The organism is Alteromonas sp. (genome assembly GCF_984505615.1).
In genome coordinates this window covers 15,806-31,825 of record NZ_CFHOXV010000026.1, presented here as the reverse complement: position 1 = coordinate 31,825, position 16,020 = coordinate 15,806, and the positions used below count along the sequence as shown (strand labels likewise).

At 50.7% G+C, this 16,020-nt stretch carries 16 protein-coding genes; 1 reads left to right on the top strand and 15 read right to left on the bottom strand.

Annotated elements, in window-relative coordinates:
* Positions 1-13: 13 nt before the first annotated feature.
* The 11 genes from AC4PME_RS13860 to AC4PME_RS13810 all read right to left on the bottom strand — a co-directional run bounded on the left by AC4PME_RS13860 (position 14) and on the right by AC4PME_RS13810 (position 10,509).
* Positions 14-535: a hypothetical protein gene (locus tag AC4PME_RS13860; protein WP_491046197.1), complete on the bottom strand. Its 522-nt coding sequence runs from the start codon at positions 533-535 to the stop codon at positions 14-16.
* Entirely contained in the window at positions 532-1,767 is a 1,236-nt protein-coding gene (locus AC4PME_RS13855) for a type II secretion system F family protein (RefSeq protein WP_491046196.1), read from the bottom strand. Before AC4PME_RS13855 ends, AC4PME_RS13860 begins: the two co-directional genes overlap by 4 nt.
* A complete protein-coding gene (locus AC4PME_RS13850) occupies positions 1,754-3,499 on the bottom strand; it encodes a GspE/PulE family protein (protein ID WP_491046195.1) in 1,746 nt (581 codons plus the stop codon). The genes AC4PME_RS13855 and AC4PME_RS13850 overlap by 14 nt, the downstream gene beginning before the upstream one ends.
* Positions 3,500-3,501: 2 nt before the next feature.
* Positions 3,502-4,701: a tetratricopeptide repeat protein gene (locus AC4PME_RS13845; protein ID WP_491046194.1), complete on the bottom strand. Its 1,200-nt coding sequence runs from the start codon at positions 4,699-4,701 to the stop codon at positions 3,502-3,504.
* A complete protein-coding gene (locus AC4PME_RS13840) occupies positions 4,698-5,615 on the bottom strand; it encodes an ExeA family protein (RefSeq protein WP_119502869.1) in 918 nt (305 codons plus the stop codon). The genes AC4PME_RS13845 and AC4PME_RS13840 overlap by 4 nt, the downstream gene beginning before the upstream one ends.
* 3 nt (positions 5,616-5,618) lie before the next feature.
* Positions 5,619-7,289 (bottom strand): pilus (MSHA type) biogenesis protein MshL, encoded by a 1,671-nt coding sequence (gene mshL, locus AC4PME_RS13835; RefSeq protein ID WP_119502870.1) that lies wholly within the window; start codon positions 7,287-7,289, stop codon positions 5,619-5,621.
* 10 nt (positions 7,290-7,299) lie between these two features.
* Positions 7,300-7,662: a hypothetical protein gene (locus AC4PME_RS13830; RefSeq protein ID WP_491046193.1), complete on the bottom strand. Its 363-nt coding sequence runs from the start codon at positions 7,660-7,662 to the stop codon at positions 7,300-7,302.
* Positions 7,655-8,299, bottom strand: a complete 645-nt coding sequence (locus tag AC4PME_RS13825) for a hypothetical protein (protein WP_491046192.1) — start codon at positions 8,297-8,299, stop codon at positions 7,655-7,657. The genes AC4PME_RS13830 and AC4PME_RS13825 overlap by 8 nt, the downstream gene beginning before the upstream one ends.
* On the bottom strand, positions 8,296-8,949 hold the full coding sequence (locus AC4PME_RS13820) for a hypothetical protein (RefSeq protein WP_491046191.1): 654 nt from the start codon (positions 8,947-8,949) through the stop codon (positions 8,296-8,298). Before AC4PME_RS13820 ends, AC4PME_RS13825 begins: the two co-directional genes overlap by 4 nt.
* A complete protein-coding gene (locus AC4PME_RS13815) occupies positions 8,939-9,895 on the bottom strand; it encodes a biogenesis protein MshI (protein WP_491046190.1) in 957 nt (318 codons plus the stop codon). Before AC4PME_RS13815 ends, AC4PME_RS13820 begins: the two co-directional genes overlap by 11 nt.
* Positions 9,896-9,960: 65 nt before the next feature.
* Complete coding sequence (locus AC4PME_RS13810) at positions 9,961-10,509, bottom strand: histidine phosphatase family protein (RefSeq protein WP_491226101.1); 549 nt, start codon at positions 10,507-10,509, stop codon at positions 9,961-9,963.
* A 71-nt stretch (positions 10,510-10,580) separates the two neighbouring features.
* Between AC4PME_RS13810 and AC4PME_RS13805 the strand changes: the two genes are divergently transcribed.
* The gene (locus tag AC4PME_RS13805; RefSeq protein ID WP_491046188.1) at positions 10,581-11,111 is read left to right on the top strand and encodes an acyltransferase; all 531 of its coding nucleotides are present in this window, start codon (positions 10,581-10,583) and stop codon (positions 11,109-11,111) included.
* Positions 11,112-11,149: 38 nt separating this feature from the next.
* Here the strand turns inward: AC4PME_RS13805 and AC4PME_RS13800 are convergent, their stop codons facing one another.
* From AC4PME_RS13800 to AC4PME_RS13785, 4 genes are all read right to left on the bottom strand, one after another.
* Complete coding sequence (locus AC4PME_RS13800) at positions 11,150-13,270, bottom strand: TonB-dependent receptor (RefSeq protein ID WP_491046187.1); 2,121 nt, start codon at positions 13,268-13,270, stop codon at positions 11,150-11,152.
* Positions 13,271-13,380: 110 nt separating this feature from the next.
* On the bottom strand, positions 13,381-14,451 hold the full coding sequence (locus AC4PME_RS13795; RefSeq protein ID WP_491046186.1) for a PepSY-associated TM helix domain-containing protein: 1,071 nt from the start codon (positions 14,449-14,451) through the stop codon (positions 13,381-13,383).
* Between the two features lie 116 nt (positions 14,452-14,567).
* Positions 14,568-15,452: a LysR family transcriptional regulator gene (locus AC4PME_RS13790; RefSeq protein WP_491046185.1), complete on the bottom strand. Its 885-nt coding sequence runs from the start codon at positions 15,450-15,452 to the stop codon at positions 14,568-14,570.
* 27 nt (positions 15,453-15,479) lie between these two features.
* Positions 15,480-15,980: an SRPBCC domain-containing protein gene (locus tag AC4PME_RS13785; RefSeq protein WP_491046184.1), complete on the bottom strand. Its 501-nt coding sequence runs from the start codon at positions 15,978-15,980 to the stop codon at positions 15,480-15,482.
* Between the last annotated feature and the right edge of the window lie 40 nt (positions 15,981-16,020).

Genomic DNA, 16,020 nt, shown 5'->3' with positions numbered 1-16,020 from the left:
GCGATGTACCGGATCACTCATCTTCATAGGTCACATCTCCACGATAAATTGCATAATCAAAATAGTCACCGCTGCTCAGTCCGAACCGGCAATAAGCATTAACCGGCTCACCCGACTCTGTATCTGTATCACCTTCGTAAAAATCCCCGCGGACTCTGAAACCATCCACTTCCATAGGCTTATTCAGCAACATCTGCCACAGCTTCCGGCAGCCGTCATCTGTATGTTTAACGCCGGGCCAGCCCGTTACTCCCATCACCACCGGACGGCGATCAGTCTCTTTACCTTCGCTATTATAGTGCACCAGCAAAATACGCTCCGGACGGCCCTCAGCCTGCCACTGCCAGTGTGCGCTGACAGCACTGTCTTCGAGTTTATCGCCGAAGCGGAACAGGATCTGGCCTTTCAAATTCGGCTCCGATTCGTAGAAGTAGACGATAAAACTGCCCATTAAAATGGCAAACACCAGGGTTGATATGATGCCAAGGAACATCTTGCGCTGTTCATTCACTGCGGCGGCGTTACTTTTTCTCACCGGCCCCCCTTTATCGCACTCATCATGTCCCACATCGGGGAGAAAATACCCAGAGCTAAAATCAGTACCATGCCGGCTACAATCACAATCAGGAACGGTTCAATTTTCGCAGTCAGGCTTTTCAGGTCGTAATCCACTTCCCGTTCATAGAAACCGGCAACCTCAGCAAGCAGCTCATCTACCCGCCCGGTTTCTTCCCCCACGTTAATCATTTGCATGATCATCGGGGTGAAGAGTCCGCTGGCATGGCTAACCCGGGTTAAATTCTCGCCCTTCTCGATGCGCTGGCGCATTTCAATAACAGAAGCAGACACATAAGCGTTATCGACCGCATCCGCCACAAGATTAAGGGCATTGGTAAGGGGCACACCGGAATGAAGCATCATTGAAAAACTGCGGCTGAAACGGGCCAGCAATGAGCGGCGGATGATGTCGCCCACCACGGGAAGACGAAGCTTGAGACGATCCCATTTGTAACGGCCGCTTTCGGTACCTACATAGCGGTAAATGCCGTAGCTGATTAAGGCGATAATGCCGATAAGAATATAGCTGCGGTTAAGCATGAAATCAGAAATGGCCAGTAGCACCTTGGTCATGGTGGGCAGTTCTGCACCGAATTTGGCAAACATGGTGGCAAATTTAGGGATAACGAATACGTTGAGCACCACAAAGGCCAGTGCCAGAGCAATCAGCACGAAAATAGGATACCGGGTGGCGGCTTTAATTTGTTTACGGGTTTCCTGCTCCCGTTCAAGGTACTCAGCTAGCTGTAAAAACGCATCATCCAGACGACCGGTATTCTCGCCCACATGAATAATGCTCACAAAAAGCTGGTTGAAAATATCGCTGTGCAAATGCAGCGCCGAGGACAAACTGCGCCCCCTTTCCAACTGGGCGATAACATCAAGCAGAGCAACACGCATTCGCGCAGAGTTACTGGACTCAGCCAAACCGCTGACGGCCCGCAAAATAGGAATACCGGCACGGGTCAGTGAAAACATCTGACGACAAAAGATAACCAGTTCATCCAGCGATACATTGGGCGTGTACCAGTGCACGTCCATGGATTTTTCAGCACCGGAAGCCGGCTCATCTTTACTCGCAACAATTTTGATGGGGATGACATTGCGGGCCAGCAACAGCTTTGCCACGGCGCTCTCGTCCGTGGCTTCCATAGTTCCTTCGGTTAACTCACCCGTCCTTTCACGGGCTGTATAACTAAACCTGGCCATCACCCGTGTCCTCTGCTTTGTCCACGTCTGTATCTGAGGTATCTGCGACCATTTCAGACAACTTGAGCACTTCCTCAACGGTGGTCATGCCCATTTTCGCGTAGGTTAATGCGGCGTAAGCCAGCGGCCGGTAACGGTTGCTTTCTCTGGCATGGTGCGCAAAGCCTACGGTATCCCCAACCTTCAGCGCATCCATCATGGCGTCATTCAGTTCCAGCAGTTCGAACACACCAATCCGGCCTTTGTAGCCGGTCTGATTACATTTCTGGCAACCGCGACCTTTTTTAAATACCACCTCTCCCAAAGATTCATCCACGTGTTTAAGCCAGAACACCTCTTCCGGGGTGGGGGTGTAAACACTTTCACAACTGTCACAAATTTTACGGACCAGACGCTGGGCAACAACGCCGCGTAACGCACTGGCGGCCAGGTAACCCGGCGCCCCCATATCAAGCAGGCGGATCGCACTGGAAACAGCGTCGTTGGTGTGTAACGTTGACAATACCAGGTGACCGGTTAATGCTCCCCGCAGACCGATTTCCACGGTCTCCTGGTCCCGCATTTCCCCCACCATGATAATGTCCGGATCCTGACGCAATGTGGTACGCAGTACACTGGAGAAAGTCAGGTCGATTTTGCTGTTAACCTGCACCTGGTTTACCCTGGGCAAACGGTATTCCACAGGATCTTCAACAGTGATGATTTTTCTTTCCGGTTTATTCAGCTCACTCAGCGCGCCGTAAAGGGTCGTTGTTTTCCCTGAACCGGTAGGACCGGTAACCAGAATCATGCCGTGCGGGCGTTGTAACAAAGTGCGGAAACGTTTCAACAGCGGCGCGGGCATCCCGGTTTGTTCCAGTGTTAATACTCCGGCTGACTGATCCAGCAACCGCATTACCACCGCTTCACCGGACTGAACCGGCATGGTTGATAAACGCACGTCAATGCGGTGTCCCCGTACCTTTACCTGGGTACGGCCATCCTGAGGTAATCGCTTTTCAGAGATATCCAGACCGGCCATCAGCTTGAGGCGTAATACCAGTGCTGCAGCAATGTTTCCCTGCGGAATAACAGTTTCCTGTAACACACCGTCGACACGCTGACGTATGCGCAGCTTGCTTTCATCCGGCTCAATGTGAATATCTGAGGCTTTGGCAATGACCGCATCATCGAAGATTGACTGAAGTAACCGGGAAACAGCGGTGTCCTGCTCTTCTTCCACACCGGCACTTAACGAAAAGTTATCTGATTCCTGATATTCCTCTGCCAGCTCATGAGCGAAAGAGGCGATTTCATCGGTTTTACGATAATGGGTATCGTAGGCGTTATATAGTTGCGCTTCGCTGACCACAGCCATATCAAATGGTTTGGGCAGCAGATCCGACAGGTTATCCTGCGCGTTGAGGTCAGCCGGGTCGCTCATCGCCACCAGCAACCTGTCACCTTTGTCTTCAATAACCAGCGCTCTGTACCGGCGTGCCTGAATCTCCGGTAATAGCTTTACTGCACTGGCATTCACCTGATACTGGTCGAGGTCGATAAGCGCGACCTTAAGGTGGCGGGAGAGTAATGTTAATAATTCCTGCTCTGTCACCAGCCCCATGGAAATAAGTGTGGCACCCAGCTTACGGCCAGTTTTACGCTGTTCCCCCAGCGCCTGTACCAACTGCTCATCGGTAATTAAACCATCCTGTACCAGCAGATCTCCTAAACGGATTTTCGTCTGACTCATAATTACTCCGAGAGATCCTTAATCCGTTTCCGGACGAATATTTCAACATCGTCTTCAAGCCCTTGTCTGTTAAGAGCCTTCTGGTATGCCTGTACCGCCAGATGCCGTTGATCAAGCTTGTCTGCGGCAATACCTAAACCTAACCACCAGCGCGCTATGGCAGGCTGCAGTTCTGTCAGCGCCCGGTAATCATTGATCGCTGTGTCGTATTTTTGCTGCTGATTGGCGTAACCTGCGCGAAATCCCAAAAAGTCCGTGTCGGTAGTGACGACCGGCTGACTGATCACTTCCCAGGCCAGTTCGCCCATGTTCTGCTGAGTGTAAAGACGCCCAAGCATCAACCGGATACTGGTATTCGCCGGTGCTTTCACGAGTGCCTGTTCCAGTATTTGCTGCGCCTGCTCTACTTGTCCTTCTGCGAAATACACCGATGCCAGTTTCTTGCGGACATCAAGGTTATCCGGCTCCCGTTGAGATAACAGTATCAGAAGACGGGTGGCTTCACGCATATTGCCTTTTTTCAATTCACCGGCAATCTGATCGCGCAGTGTTGCTTCCACAGCGGCAGACTGCGACTTAGTGACTTTCATCACCCCTGTATCAGCGGTTTTACTATGTGCTTTTTCCGGTTTTGTTACCGGTACACGGTTGCCTGCAGATTCCGGAGCCGTTTTTTGTACAGCCTCTTCCTGCCGGGATTGTGATTCTGTTTGAACTTGATTAAATACAATGACCGGACCATTGTCACCGGCTTGTGACGCTGTCCGGCCTCCGGCCTGCGGTATATTTTCCGGCGTTACCGGTGCTGGCTCTGAGCTATTTATAACGGCAACTGATGTATTATCAGGCGGTGCAATTGCAGTAAGGCTGCTATCTCCTGATGCGGTAAGACGAGGCTCCGGCTCAGATTCATCAGAGACCGGAGATGACGAGGTATTCAACGATAACGGCACAGGTCCGGTTTGGTTATCCGGTGAAGTCCTGGCTGTGACCGGTGGGGCGGTTCTGTCCCCGTTGTCTTTGGCATCCACCAGAAAAGTAAACGCACTCCATGCAATTGCGGCAAACAGCAACACACCCAGAATGATCAACCGGCTCTTTCTGCCAGCGTCTCCCGATGAGGACGGTTTATAGTTTTTTGTGTTGCCGCCCTGATTATTCTGTCCTTCAAGGTCGCGGAGCATTTTATTAATGACACTCATGCCGCGCCTCCGCTGAACCACATACCTGCGATGACAGTAACCGCGATAACCACTCCCGCCGCAGCGAGGCCAACGGCTTGCAGAGACATACCGGCTATCCGCCGTTGTGTGGCTTCGGTATCTTTCACGGCATATTTAATATGCTCCAGTGTCACTTCATGTTTTCCTTCGCCATAAGCCAGCATTAAAGCCTTATGAGAGACCACATTAATCAGCCTTGCGGTTCCGCGGCAGGCAGACACCATCATCTGACAGGCGCGGTGGCCGAACACCGGCGCTCCTTTGTATCCGGCGACCTGCAATCGATGCTGCACATACTGCTCAACCTGATCTACATTCATCAATGCCAGCCGGTAGCTGAAAGTAATGCGCTGCTTCAGCTGCCGCAATCTGGGTGTAGCCAGCTTCTGATCGAGCTCCGGCTGACCAAACAGCACCACCTGAAGTAACTTTTTGGATTCTGTTTCCAGATTGGTCATAAGTCTGAGCGCTTCCAGCGTTTCCTCAGGCATGGCCTGGGCTTCATCGACGATCAGCACCACCGACAACCCTTCTTTGGCTTTTTCAATCAGTTTGGCTTCAATCTGACGGGTAAATTGCTGCTGATCGCCGCCTACATCCAGCACCACACCAATTTCAGCGGCTACCGCACGACGGAACTCTTCCGGTGACAGCATGGGGTTAGGAATATAGGCGGAGGGAAAGTTATCCGGCAATTCGTTGAGCAATTTCCGGCACAGCAGGGTTTTGCCCGTGCCTACCTCTCCAGTCACTTTGATAAAGCCTTCACCTGCGTCCAGCGCCGTTTTCAGCACTTCCATTGCCTCATTATGGCTGGGCAATCCGAAGTAGAACTGGGTATTCGGCGTCAACGTGAAGGGCGGCTCCTGAAGGCCAAAGTGACTCAGATACATGACTTATTCCACGTACAGCCAGTCAGCCATTTGCGAACGGCTCATTTCGATTTGCTTACTCCACGTGCCGGGCTCAACCACAGTGGGCTTAAGCAGTATGATCAGTTCTTTTTTGGTTTCCTGCTGACGTTTATTTCTGAACAGGTTCCCCACCACCGGAATATCCCCCAGCAACGGCGTTTTACTTTCATTATCAGTAATGGTGGTTTGCATCAGGCCGCCAATTACAACAATTTCTCCCGAAGAGGCACGGATGACCGTGTCAGATTCCCGGATAGTGCTTTGCGCAAGCGGCAGCACAATTTCTTCTTCGTTGAGGGTGACAACTTTAGTCTGCTCTTCGGTTTCAATAACAGAAGGATGCACATGCAACAGCACACTGCCTTTATCGTCAATCTGGGGAGTAACATCCAGCGCAATACCCGAGAAGAACGGCGTCAGTTCAATATCCGGGACCACTGAAGTCGATGTGGCTGTAATCGTATTCTGGCTGGATACGTCGGTAACAAAATATTCATCGTCACCCACTTTAATCACCGCCTTCTGATTATTTGTTGCAGTAACACGGGGGCTGGACAGCACCTGAACATTCCCCTGCGTGGACAACAGATTCAACACTCCTGAGAAATCCTGATTCAGGAAAGACAAACTGGTGATGCCGCCCAAATCCGGGGTCAGTGCGTTGCCAAACGTACCGGCGGTGGTAGCGAATGAGAAATTCGTGCTGCCCACATTGGCGATGATTTCATTCCAGTTGATCCCTTGCTGATAGCCGTCACTCAGCACCACTTCAAGAATACGGGCTTCCAGCACCACCTGACGTTGCAGGTGGGTTTCAGATACCTGCAAAAAGCGTTTTATGGCACGGATTTCTGACGGTAATGCACGAACGGTAACCAGACCGGCCTGAGGCGTAACAAACACCGCACGACCACCTTCTGTGCCAAGCATAGACGCCAGGCTGGTTTGTAAATCTTCCCAGAAGTTAGTTTCTGTGCGGGTGCTGATCATTGTGCCGTTATTGTTACCGGACATACTGCTGTACTGGCCGTTGCCGCCCATTTCACTACCGGTAAAATTACTGAAGTTACCGCTGCCGGACTGACTACCGTTTCCGCCATTGGCATTTTGCGATACCCCGCCGGAAATAATACTGGTTTGAGTCGCCCCGTTACGCTTCATCAGCAGGTAGTTCACGGCGAAGGTTTCGGTACGCATACCCGCGGGTAACACGCGAAATACGTTGCCCTGTCTCTGGATATCGAATCCGTATAAATCAGAGAGTAACGACATGACCCCGTCCAGTGACACCTGCTTCAGATCGAGGGTAACCGAACCGGTCACATCCGGGTGCACGGCTACACTGTATGGCGTGTCATAAACCAGCCCGGACAAAAACTGCCGCACATCCACGCTTTGGGCATTAATGTCGTATTTTTCAGGGCCAAGCAGTGCCGCCGGCGTAGCCGCAGGTCCGGGCGCGGTCATCAGTGCGGAATTCACGGCATCCGGTACTTCATCTAATTTTTCAGAAGTAGCCTTATTCGCCTTTTCAGCATCCAGCTGTGCCTGCAACTCGTCTTTCAACGAGCGCTCAACAACAGATTCCTTTGGCGCTGACTGACAGGCGCTCAAAACGAAAGCTGCAAGTAAGGTGATGGTGGCTTTACGCATTGCCTGATCCCTAATATGAGTCCGCAGTGCGGATACTAAACTTATCTGATGATGCCGGATTCACTGACAGCGTCACCGGTTGCCAGCGGCCGTCGCGCTGCTGACTGATAATCACTTTGTCTTTTAAAATTGTTTTCACGGTTGCGTCACTGAACTGATATCCCTCAGCCACCAGCTTGCCGTTAATGATGGCCTGAGGACGCATGCCATGATTAAAAATCGCTGTTACCTGATAACCGGTCTGCGTTTTTACCGCAGAAGACTGACCTTTATAGCCCCGTCCCGGTCTGGTCGGGTCGCCGGCATGCACATGCTGGCTCATCATGAGCAGAATGCCGGTAAACACCAAATATTTGCCGTATCTGTTAAACACCGATAAACGCCTTATCTGTACTGAGGGTATACACTTCCACGGTGACATCTGCCGCCGGCCATGCCGTCACCTCGTAATCAATTGACCGCCAGTAAAGCTGCCTTGAGCGGGTTTCCAGCACTTCGATGAAATTCTTAACGTCGAAATAATTGCCCCTGAATGTCATTGTCACGCCATGCTGATAAAGCTCTACATCCTGCATAGATTCGTTATCTGCAAAAACAGAGACGGGCTCCGCCGACGACATTTCAGTCAACGTCAGTGCCTGGGTATGAGAAAACACTTCTTCCACCAGCAACACCATTTCATCCGGCGACACCAGCTCGTCGAGTTGTGTTGAAAAGCTGACCGATAAATCATTCTTCTTAGCCACCAGCTCATCATATTCAGCATGCTTTTCCGCATCCGGGTCTACCGACAGCGCTTCCACGAACAGGGCCTGTTGCGCCTGTAACGTCTGCTTTTTCATTTCTTCGGCAGCCAGTTCTTTTCTGTACTCGCTTAAGTCATTCATGGCAGGCTCAATAAAGAAGGTAAAGCCTGTAAGCAGCACCAGTGCGATACCGGATACCAGGGTCATCACCTTTTCCCGCCGGGATAAAGCTTCAAATTTAACGTGTAATGAAGGCTTGCTCACTGAGCACCTCCCTGCAGCGTTAAACCCGGCGCACTTTGCTGAGCCGGCGCAGCAGCCGTTGCTGATGCCGTTCTGCGGGTGGACAACTCAAATTTCAGGGCGTCATCTTCGTCCATATACACTCTGGCAGCGGCAAAACTGCGTCCTCTGAAACTGCTTGTTTCACTTAAACGCTGTAACCAGCGGGGAAAAGCCTGGGGTGAAGACACCTGCCCGTTAAAGGTCATGTTAGTTTCAGACACCGCCATAGACTCGATCCAAAGATCAGACTCATGTTTGTCAGCCAGGTCGTCCAGCAGAACACTGAAACCTTTGAATCGCAGCGGGGCGCGGGCAGCAAGTTCTTCCAGTACACGACGTTGCTTACTGAGATCCAGTTTGATGTCTTCTACCTTTTTGATCAGCGCAGGGTCTGCTTTCCAATTTGTTACCTCGGCCTGTAATTCATCAATCTGGCTTTGATGGGTGCGGTTGCGTTCCAGCAGTTTCACGTATTCAGCTTCTGCGCTGCTGGCCAGATAATGATAAATACTGCCTGTTATCAGTACGATGAGAGCCACAACACCAATGGCAAGACTGACGCTGGACAATGACAGATAATCAATGCGTGGTTCAAAGCGGGACTGGTAGAGGTTGATATTACTTTTCATCAGTCACCACCGGTTTTGCAGAAAGCGTTTTGTTCCGTGCAGGCGTCAGTGCCATGCCCAGACTGCTCAGATTAGAGATAACTTCCGACGGGTCGTTGACCACCCCGCTAAGATCCAGCTCAGTCACCTCAGCCGAAACTGCCTGTGATATCTGTTCTAAAATAATTGCGGTTTGTGCTGCATTGATGCGAATCATCACCTTACGTACCGGTGCCTGACGCAGCTGGCTTTCGAAAAAGTCCATGGAACGCTGAATTTGAATACATAATGAATCCAGCACGCCCATTCTCAGTTCCTCTGCGGAAAAACTCCCCAGGTTCTCGAAGCCTTTCAGTCTGCGGCTGAGATACAAGTGACCGTCTTTGACAACGTTCAGAATAATTTCTTCTCCGGCTTCCTGCGTCAGCGTGATAACCGGTTCCTGCATAACCGGCAATAGCGCGCAGTGCGCCAGCTCTTCAACAGAAATACTTTCCAGCCGTACATTTGCTTCGATACAACCGGCGACAATCTCTTTTATGGTGTCTTCAGGCATAGCAACGACATTGACCTTTTTATTGCCGGCCAATGGCACAGGTAGATCGAAGTAGTCCAGCACCATGGGCTTGTCGAATCCCATCAGCTCTTTCACCGGCCAAACCAGAGAATCATTGATTTCGTCATCTTTAACGTCGGGCCGGTCAATCTGCAGTAATTGATACCAGTTTTGCGCCAGCGCAACGTGACACTCTGCACCGGACAGCTTTTGCTTTGCTACCCATTTACTGAGTTGCGCCTGCCACTGGGAATAAAGCACAGAAACTTCAGAGACAACATAGGATTCACCGCCTTTGCTACGCAAAGCCGTGAAGGTAGCGGTTTCGGCAGACAACGACACACCGACAGCCATGCCGGCACGCTTCGATTGAAAACGTTGTTTGAGATAAGTTGTCCAACCAATGTACATAGTGATTAATTCGCTTAGTTATTATTCAGCGCCGGCAGAAAAAAGTGTCAGCGTACTGTCAGCCGTTATAAGTGTAGACGATTAACGCCCCAATAGCCGTTATCCTTCTCTGCAACTGCCCAGCCCCGCTGTTGCAACCTTTTGCGAATTTCCCTGTTCATCATTCCATGGCCAAACATGACTATTTTTTTATGGGTCTTTGCCCGCACTTCCAATAAGTTAACGGCCATTTCTGCCCGGGCTTTAGCGTCTTTATAGCTTTCAAACCTGCCGCCCGCCCCGGCCATCCACAGGGCACGACTGAAATAAACCCATGTCCACGCTTTGAGCCGGAACGGTAACCGGTAATAAGGGATATCCATCTCTCTGAATAAACTGCTGTATTCACAGGCACCATGGCCGCAGTAATAACGGGCCGTTAAACGGGCCCGGTACAAATCGCTGCTCATGACAAAGTAGTTGTTAAGGCTCAGTAATTTAGCGGGTTTACTTCGGGGGTCAAGGTCAGCGGCATTATACTTTCGAATCCAGTTCGCGTAACCTGATGCTGTACAACGGATATTATCTGCTGAGCGGGGTCTGCCATGCCGGATCAATATAATTTCAGTCTTCACACCTGTGCTCATATGTGCAATTTAAATCCGGAATCCGATGATAAACAAACCCTTATAAAAGAGAAAGCACTTTGACCCCGTTACCATTTTCAGACCGGAGCCTGCCTTCGTTACGCGCGGCACTTCCCCGCGACGATGAAAAAGGGCCTTACATCGATGTACTTAACAAAGCAGACGCGCCGGCTAAAAGCAAAAAACAGGCAATGAAAGCCCTCTTTACATGCCACGGTCCCTGCTGGATTGAGCCGGTATTTTGTTTATCAGGAAATGCCACCGTGGAACTGGGCCGGTTCGTTTTTCTCAATCACAATGTGACATTAATTGCTGAGCAAAACATCCGTCTTGGTGAAGGGGTATTTGTCGGGCCGGGCACCATCATCAGTACCGTGCCATTAGACACCGGAGAAATTCATCCCCCCGTCAATATGAATAATGCGCCGGTGACAATTGGCGACAATGTGTGGATTGGTGCTAATGCGGTTATTCAACCCGGCGTCACTATTGGCGATCAGGCCATCGTCGGTGCGGGGGCAGTGGTGTTTGACGATGTACCGGCGAACACCACTGTCGCGGGTTCGCCGGCCACCATCCTGAAAAAATGATAATGCCTCATCATCTTTTCAGACGGGCAAGACCCGCCCTAAAATGACCAGGTCACGCCCAGGGTTGCTGTCGTACCCAGGCCTTTAATATTGTAGCCACCGTAGGTGTATGACTGAGCCCGCGCCGGGTAGTAATCACTGTTGAACAGGTTCTCGATTCCCATAAACGCATTCCAGTTGTCTGCAAACTGATATTTCCCGCTTACATTGAAAATGTTGTAGCTGGAGACCGGGCCCTGATCGCCCACATATTCCCCGTCTGCATTGGGCGCAAAGCGCTTACGGTCGCCAACGTGCAAATAGCTTACTGTTAGTGACATACTATCAAGGGGACGCCAGTTTACATTTACCGTGGCCTTCGGCGGACTGATTTGACGCGAGCCTAAATAGATATCGGCTTCAGTATTCTTACCTTCAACGTAACTGTACGTTGCCACGATACCAAGGGTGTCAGAAACACGGTAGTCAACCAACCCTTCATATCCCCAGATTTCCTGTGGTGCACGCACCGGCTCATACACACCGGTAACGGCATTAAACTGGTTTGTGGTGCCCAGTTCAGAAGTGCTGCGGTAAGCAGCCACTTCAACACGGACATTATCAAACAGGGAGGTGAAACCCGCTTCATAGTTATCGATAATGGACGCTTCTGTCTGAATCAGACCGATATCGTCTACTGTTGCTGCACGGAGTAAACGGCCAATATCGGCGATATCTGACCCCTGTGAATAGTTAATAAACGGACTGAATACATCCTTCCAGTTGTACTTAATAGCTACGTTGTACGTCGTGGCATCATAATCAATGGTATCTCCCTTTACCTGTAGCGGCACAGAGCATTGTGTTGCAGTACGGCAAAGCTTGAGTGTTTCATAATCATCGACGGTTAAGTCGATGCTTTCTCTTCTGACACCCGCTTTCACAATAATATCGTTCTGAATTACCCACTTGGTCTGCAGGAAGCCGGCAATGCTGTCCATGTCCATTTCAGGTACCCATACCCGGCCATCCACCAGTGGCTGTGAAGTGGTGTCCTGCAAGGCATCAACACCATAGATAAACGTTGCTTCTACACCATCAAAGTCGGCAATGGTGTTGAATGTGGCTCTGGCACCACGTTTCTCAGAACGGATAATCGACTGGCCCCCGTCGTAACCCTCGTCAGGATTTGCAAGGTTCGGTGAAAAGAAGAACACATTTTCTATGTCCTGCGAATACACATCGAGGGTCATTTCGGTGTTGGTGAAGATATTGCTGTCGGTGTATTTAACAGTAATGTTTTCATTTCCGTCAGGCCCCTGGGGCTTACCCTGTTTCTGAAGGGCTTCCGGAACATGAATAGCGTAGGTTTTCTCACCCTGATTAATATCGCCGGCCACATCCCCTAAATCTGTTTTTTGCTGAGAACTGAAATAGTTGTAACTGAATTGCAGACGCTTTTCGTCATCAAACTCATAACCCAGTTTAGTGAAGTAGTTCTGCGTTTCCGCGTCTGAAAGCCCGTACTGCAAGCCAAGAATATCGCCCTCTGCATCCCGCTGCACGCCGTTTTCTTCGTAACTGGCAGTCAGCAGATAATCAAAGTTACCGGCTTTTCCGTTAACCGCTGCGGATACCCTGGCACCGGCGGACTCTTCCGTTTTTACCGCACTGAACCGTGATGAAAGACTGATCTGCCCTTTATGGCTGTCCTGTGTTGTTGCCTGCTTCGTAATGTAGTTAATGATGCCGCCTGATGCACCGTTTCCGTATACTGACGTGGCACCTTTAATCACCTCGATACGTGCAAGAGCACTGGGATCGATAGTTTTAATCCCCAGTGAACCATTCCTCAGCGGCGTTGACTGCGGCACACCGTCAATCATGACCAGAGGCGCCCGGCCCCGCAACGACTGACCGGTATTGCTTGAGCTGCCTGTATCAGGAGCAAGTCCCGGCACCATTTGCGCCAGCAAGCTCTGAAGCTCGGGATTAACCTTAAGATGTTCTTCAATCTGGCGCTGAGAGATGACTGTAATGGACGCCGGCACTTCATCGATACTTTCGATAACACGGCTTCCGGAAACAATAATGCGTTCAATGTCGTCTGTTTGCGTTTCGACAGCCATTGAAGAGGTGCTGACAGCCAACGCCACGAGAGAAAGGGAAAATTTAGGCATGAAAACTCTTTTAAGAAATATAACAAGAAGAAAGGCGCGTTATACTAAAGGTGTAGAAAGGCAATGTAAAGATAATGAAAATTATTATCATTATCCTGCCGGGATATGACTTACTTGTAGTGTCGCTTGTACCAGAACCAGATCCCTGAGCCGGTAAAAAAAGCAGGCAACAGAGCAACAAAGAACCATAAGAACTGAACCAAAGGGCCGGCAAAATCGCCGGTATGGAACTTATATTTGAAATTCCAGACCTGCGTGGCGACGTTTGCCGAAGAAGCATCGTAGCGTCCGGTTTCCTGCCCCGTCACGGGGTGAGCCCATACCCAGCTGTAAGCATGGGACTCGCCGGGATTTTGCATTCTGAAACCAATATGTTCACCGGCTTTCAGAGGGAAATAGATGCGGAATAACCGGGCATCAGGGAATATTGTTGTTGCACGGTCATAAGCGATATCGATGGCGGCAGGCAATAACGATTCAGACGCCGTAAGCCGCGCGGGTACGGGCCGGGTTTCCACCTCTGAAAAAGTGATGGTTTCGACGACCTGCTGCGTTGGCTTTTTCCAGTTGAAAGCCATGCCGGTAAACGCAATTAAGAGCAGTGGTACCAACAAGTAGACGCCCAGCACCGTGTGAAGCTGATACATCAGGATACGTAATTTTGCGCGGCGTTTGATAACCAGCCGCTTTAACCTGTTTTTCGGTTTCACCCACAGGTAAAAACCCAGTAAGAGTTCGAAGATAAGTACCAGTGCGCTTATCGAGACCCAGTTACGTAACGGCTTGTCCTTTTCTCCGTCCTCATACAATAGCCAGCGGTGCAAAGCCATCGTGAAGCCGTAGATAGTGGTGTAGTAGTCATACCGGTACACAACGTCACCGGTATAAGGATTGACACTGACATACTCATCGTTCGCCAGCTTTCCCTGCCAGGCAAGCTGTGGATCCGTTTCCGGCATCAACATGGCAAAGGGCTGCCCGGTTTCCGTTTCAACGGCGGACATCAGGCGTGAAAGAGGAAGTACTTCATCCTGTGATGACACCTGCCATTTATCAGGTTGTGAAAGAATCTGGATATCTTTGGCGTAAACCAGCAGCGCTCCGGTCACACTCAGACAGGTAATAAACAGTCCTGAAATCAGCGCCAGCACAAGGTGTAGTCTTCTAAGCCAAAGTTTCAAATGAGCAATCCCGGGTGTCCGTTCAACGGTGCAGTTCCGGTGCCGGCTATTTCTTCCGGCACGGTGAGCCGGCAATACTAACAGGAAAAACCCTTCCCGGAACACTCTCTTTCAGGCTACAACCTGAAAGCTTGCCGGATCCAGCCGTGCACAGGACTGTGGTGGGTACGCCCGTGCCACACAAGATGCTTGGCAAAACCGGGCACATCCACTGGCAGCGGCAACACTTTGAGATCCGGTACCTGACGGGCAATTCTGGCAGGAACCACGGCAAAAAGATCGCTGGTCCTGACCATATCCAGAAGTACAAAGAAGCCGGGTACCGACAGTACAACGTTGCGGGAAAGTCCAAGTTCACGCAGTTTTTCATCAGTGATACCGGAAAACGCACCACCGTTGTACGACACGATAGCATGACCGGCCTGACAAAAAGTCGTCACGTCCGGAGCTGCTTCTGCAAGCGGATGTGCTTGTCTCATCACCCACACATAGTGTTCTTCAAAAAGCAGGCGGGATTTCAAATCCAGCGGCGTGGTTTCAGGTGTCACCAGGGCTAAATCTAGTTCTCCCCGCTCCATCTTTTCTGCAAGCGAGGATTCATTTAACCAGTGACAGGCAATTTTCAGTTCAGGCGCCAGCTCTCTGAAGCGCGGTAGCAAAGGCGTTATCACGGTGTTCAACGAATAATCCGTCACCGCTACGTTCAATGTCATTGACACCTTTTGGGGATCAAAATCATCCGGTTGCAGTGCGGTATCCAGTTCGTCCAGGATACGTCGTACAGGACCGGCTAACGCCTGCGCCCTGACCGTGGGAACGATGCCTCTCTGGCTGCGGACAAAAAGCGGGTCATTCAGGTTCTGACGCAAACGGTTCAGCATGCCACTGACTGCCGGCTGACTCACCGACAAGGCCTCTGCGGCCCGCGACACGTTCTGTTCTTCCATCAGGGTGAGAAACACCTTGAGCAGATTCAAATCGATATTTTTAAGCCCTGACATGCAGAATCCGTTTATCTGTAGTTAACATTACTGGCGGGCAGCAGACACCAGCCCGTCCAGCCATTCCTGATGACCATTGATCATAGGATTAGGCTTGGCAACCGCCAGCGCTTTGGCAGGCTCACCAACCTGAGTTTCCTGGGTCAGAATGCGTAGTCTGTCACCGGGTAATTCTTCAATTAGCCAGGCATGATGTACATCCAGCCTGTCTTCACCTTCTCTGCTCCAGCCGTGCCAGGCTATACGACCGGGCTGTTCATTCTCCGGAGCCTGATATTCCACCACTTCACATTCAACGGGAAAACCGAAGGTTTCGAAGTAAAAGGTATCGCCGGCTTTGAGCGTCTCACTGTTGCTGTTATGAATTACCGGATTGGCAGAATTGGCATAGTACTGTGGCCAGTAAGAAGGCTGCGCCAGCAGGGACCACACCTTCTGAATATCCAGTGCCTTAACGATTACCTCATTGGAACAAAAATTATCGGTATACCCCGGCAGATATTGCTGTGGCCATTTGATTGCGTGCATAAAAACTCCTGAAATAGTAAGTCGTCAGTTGACGAACTAC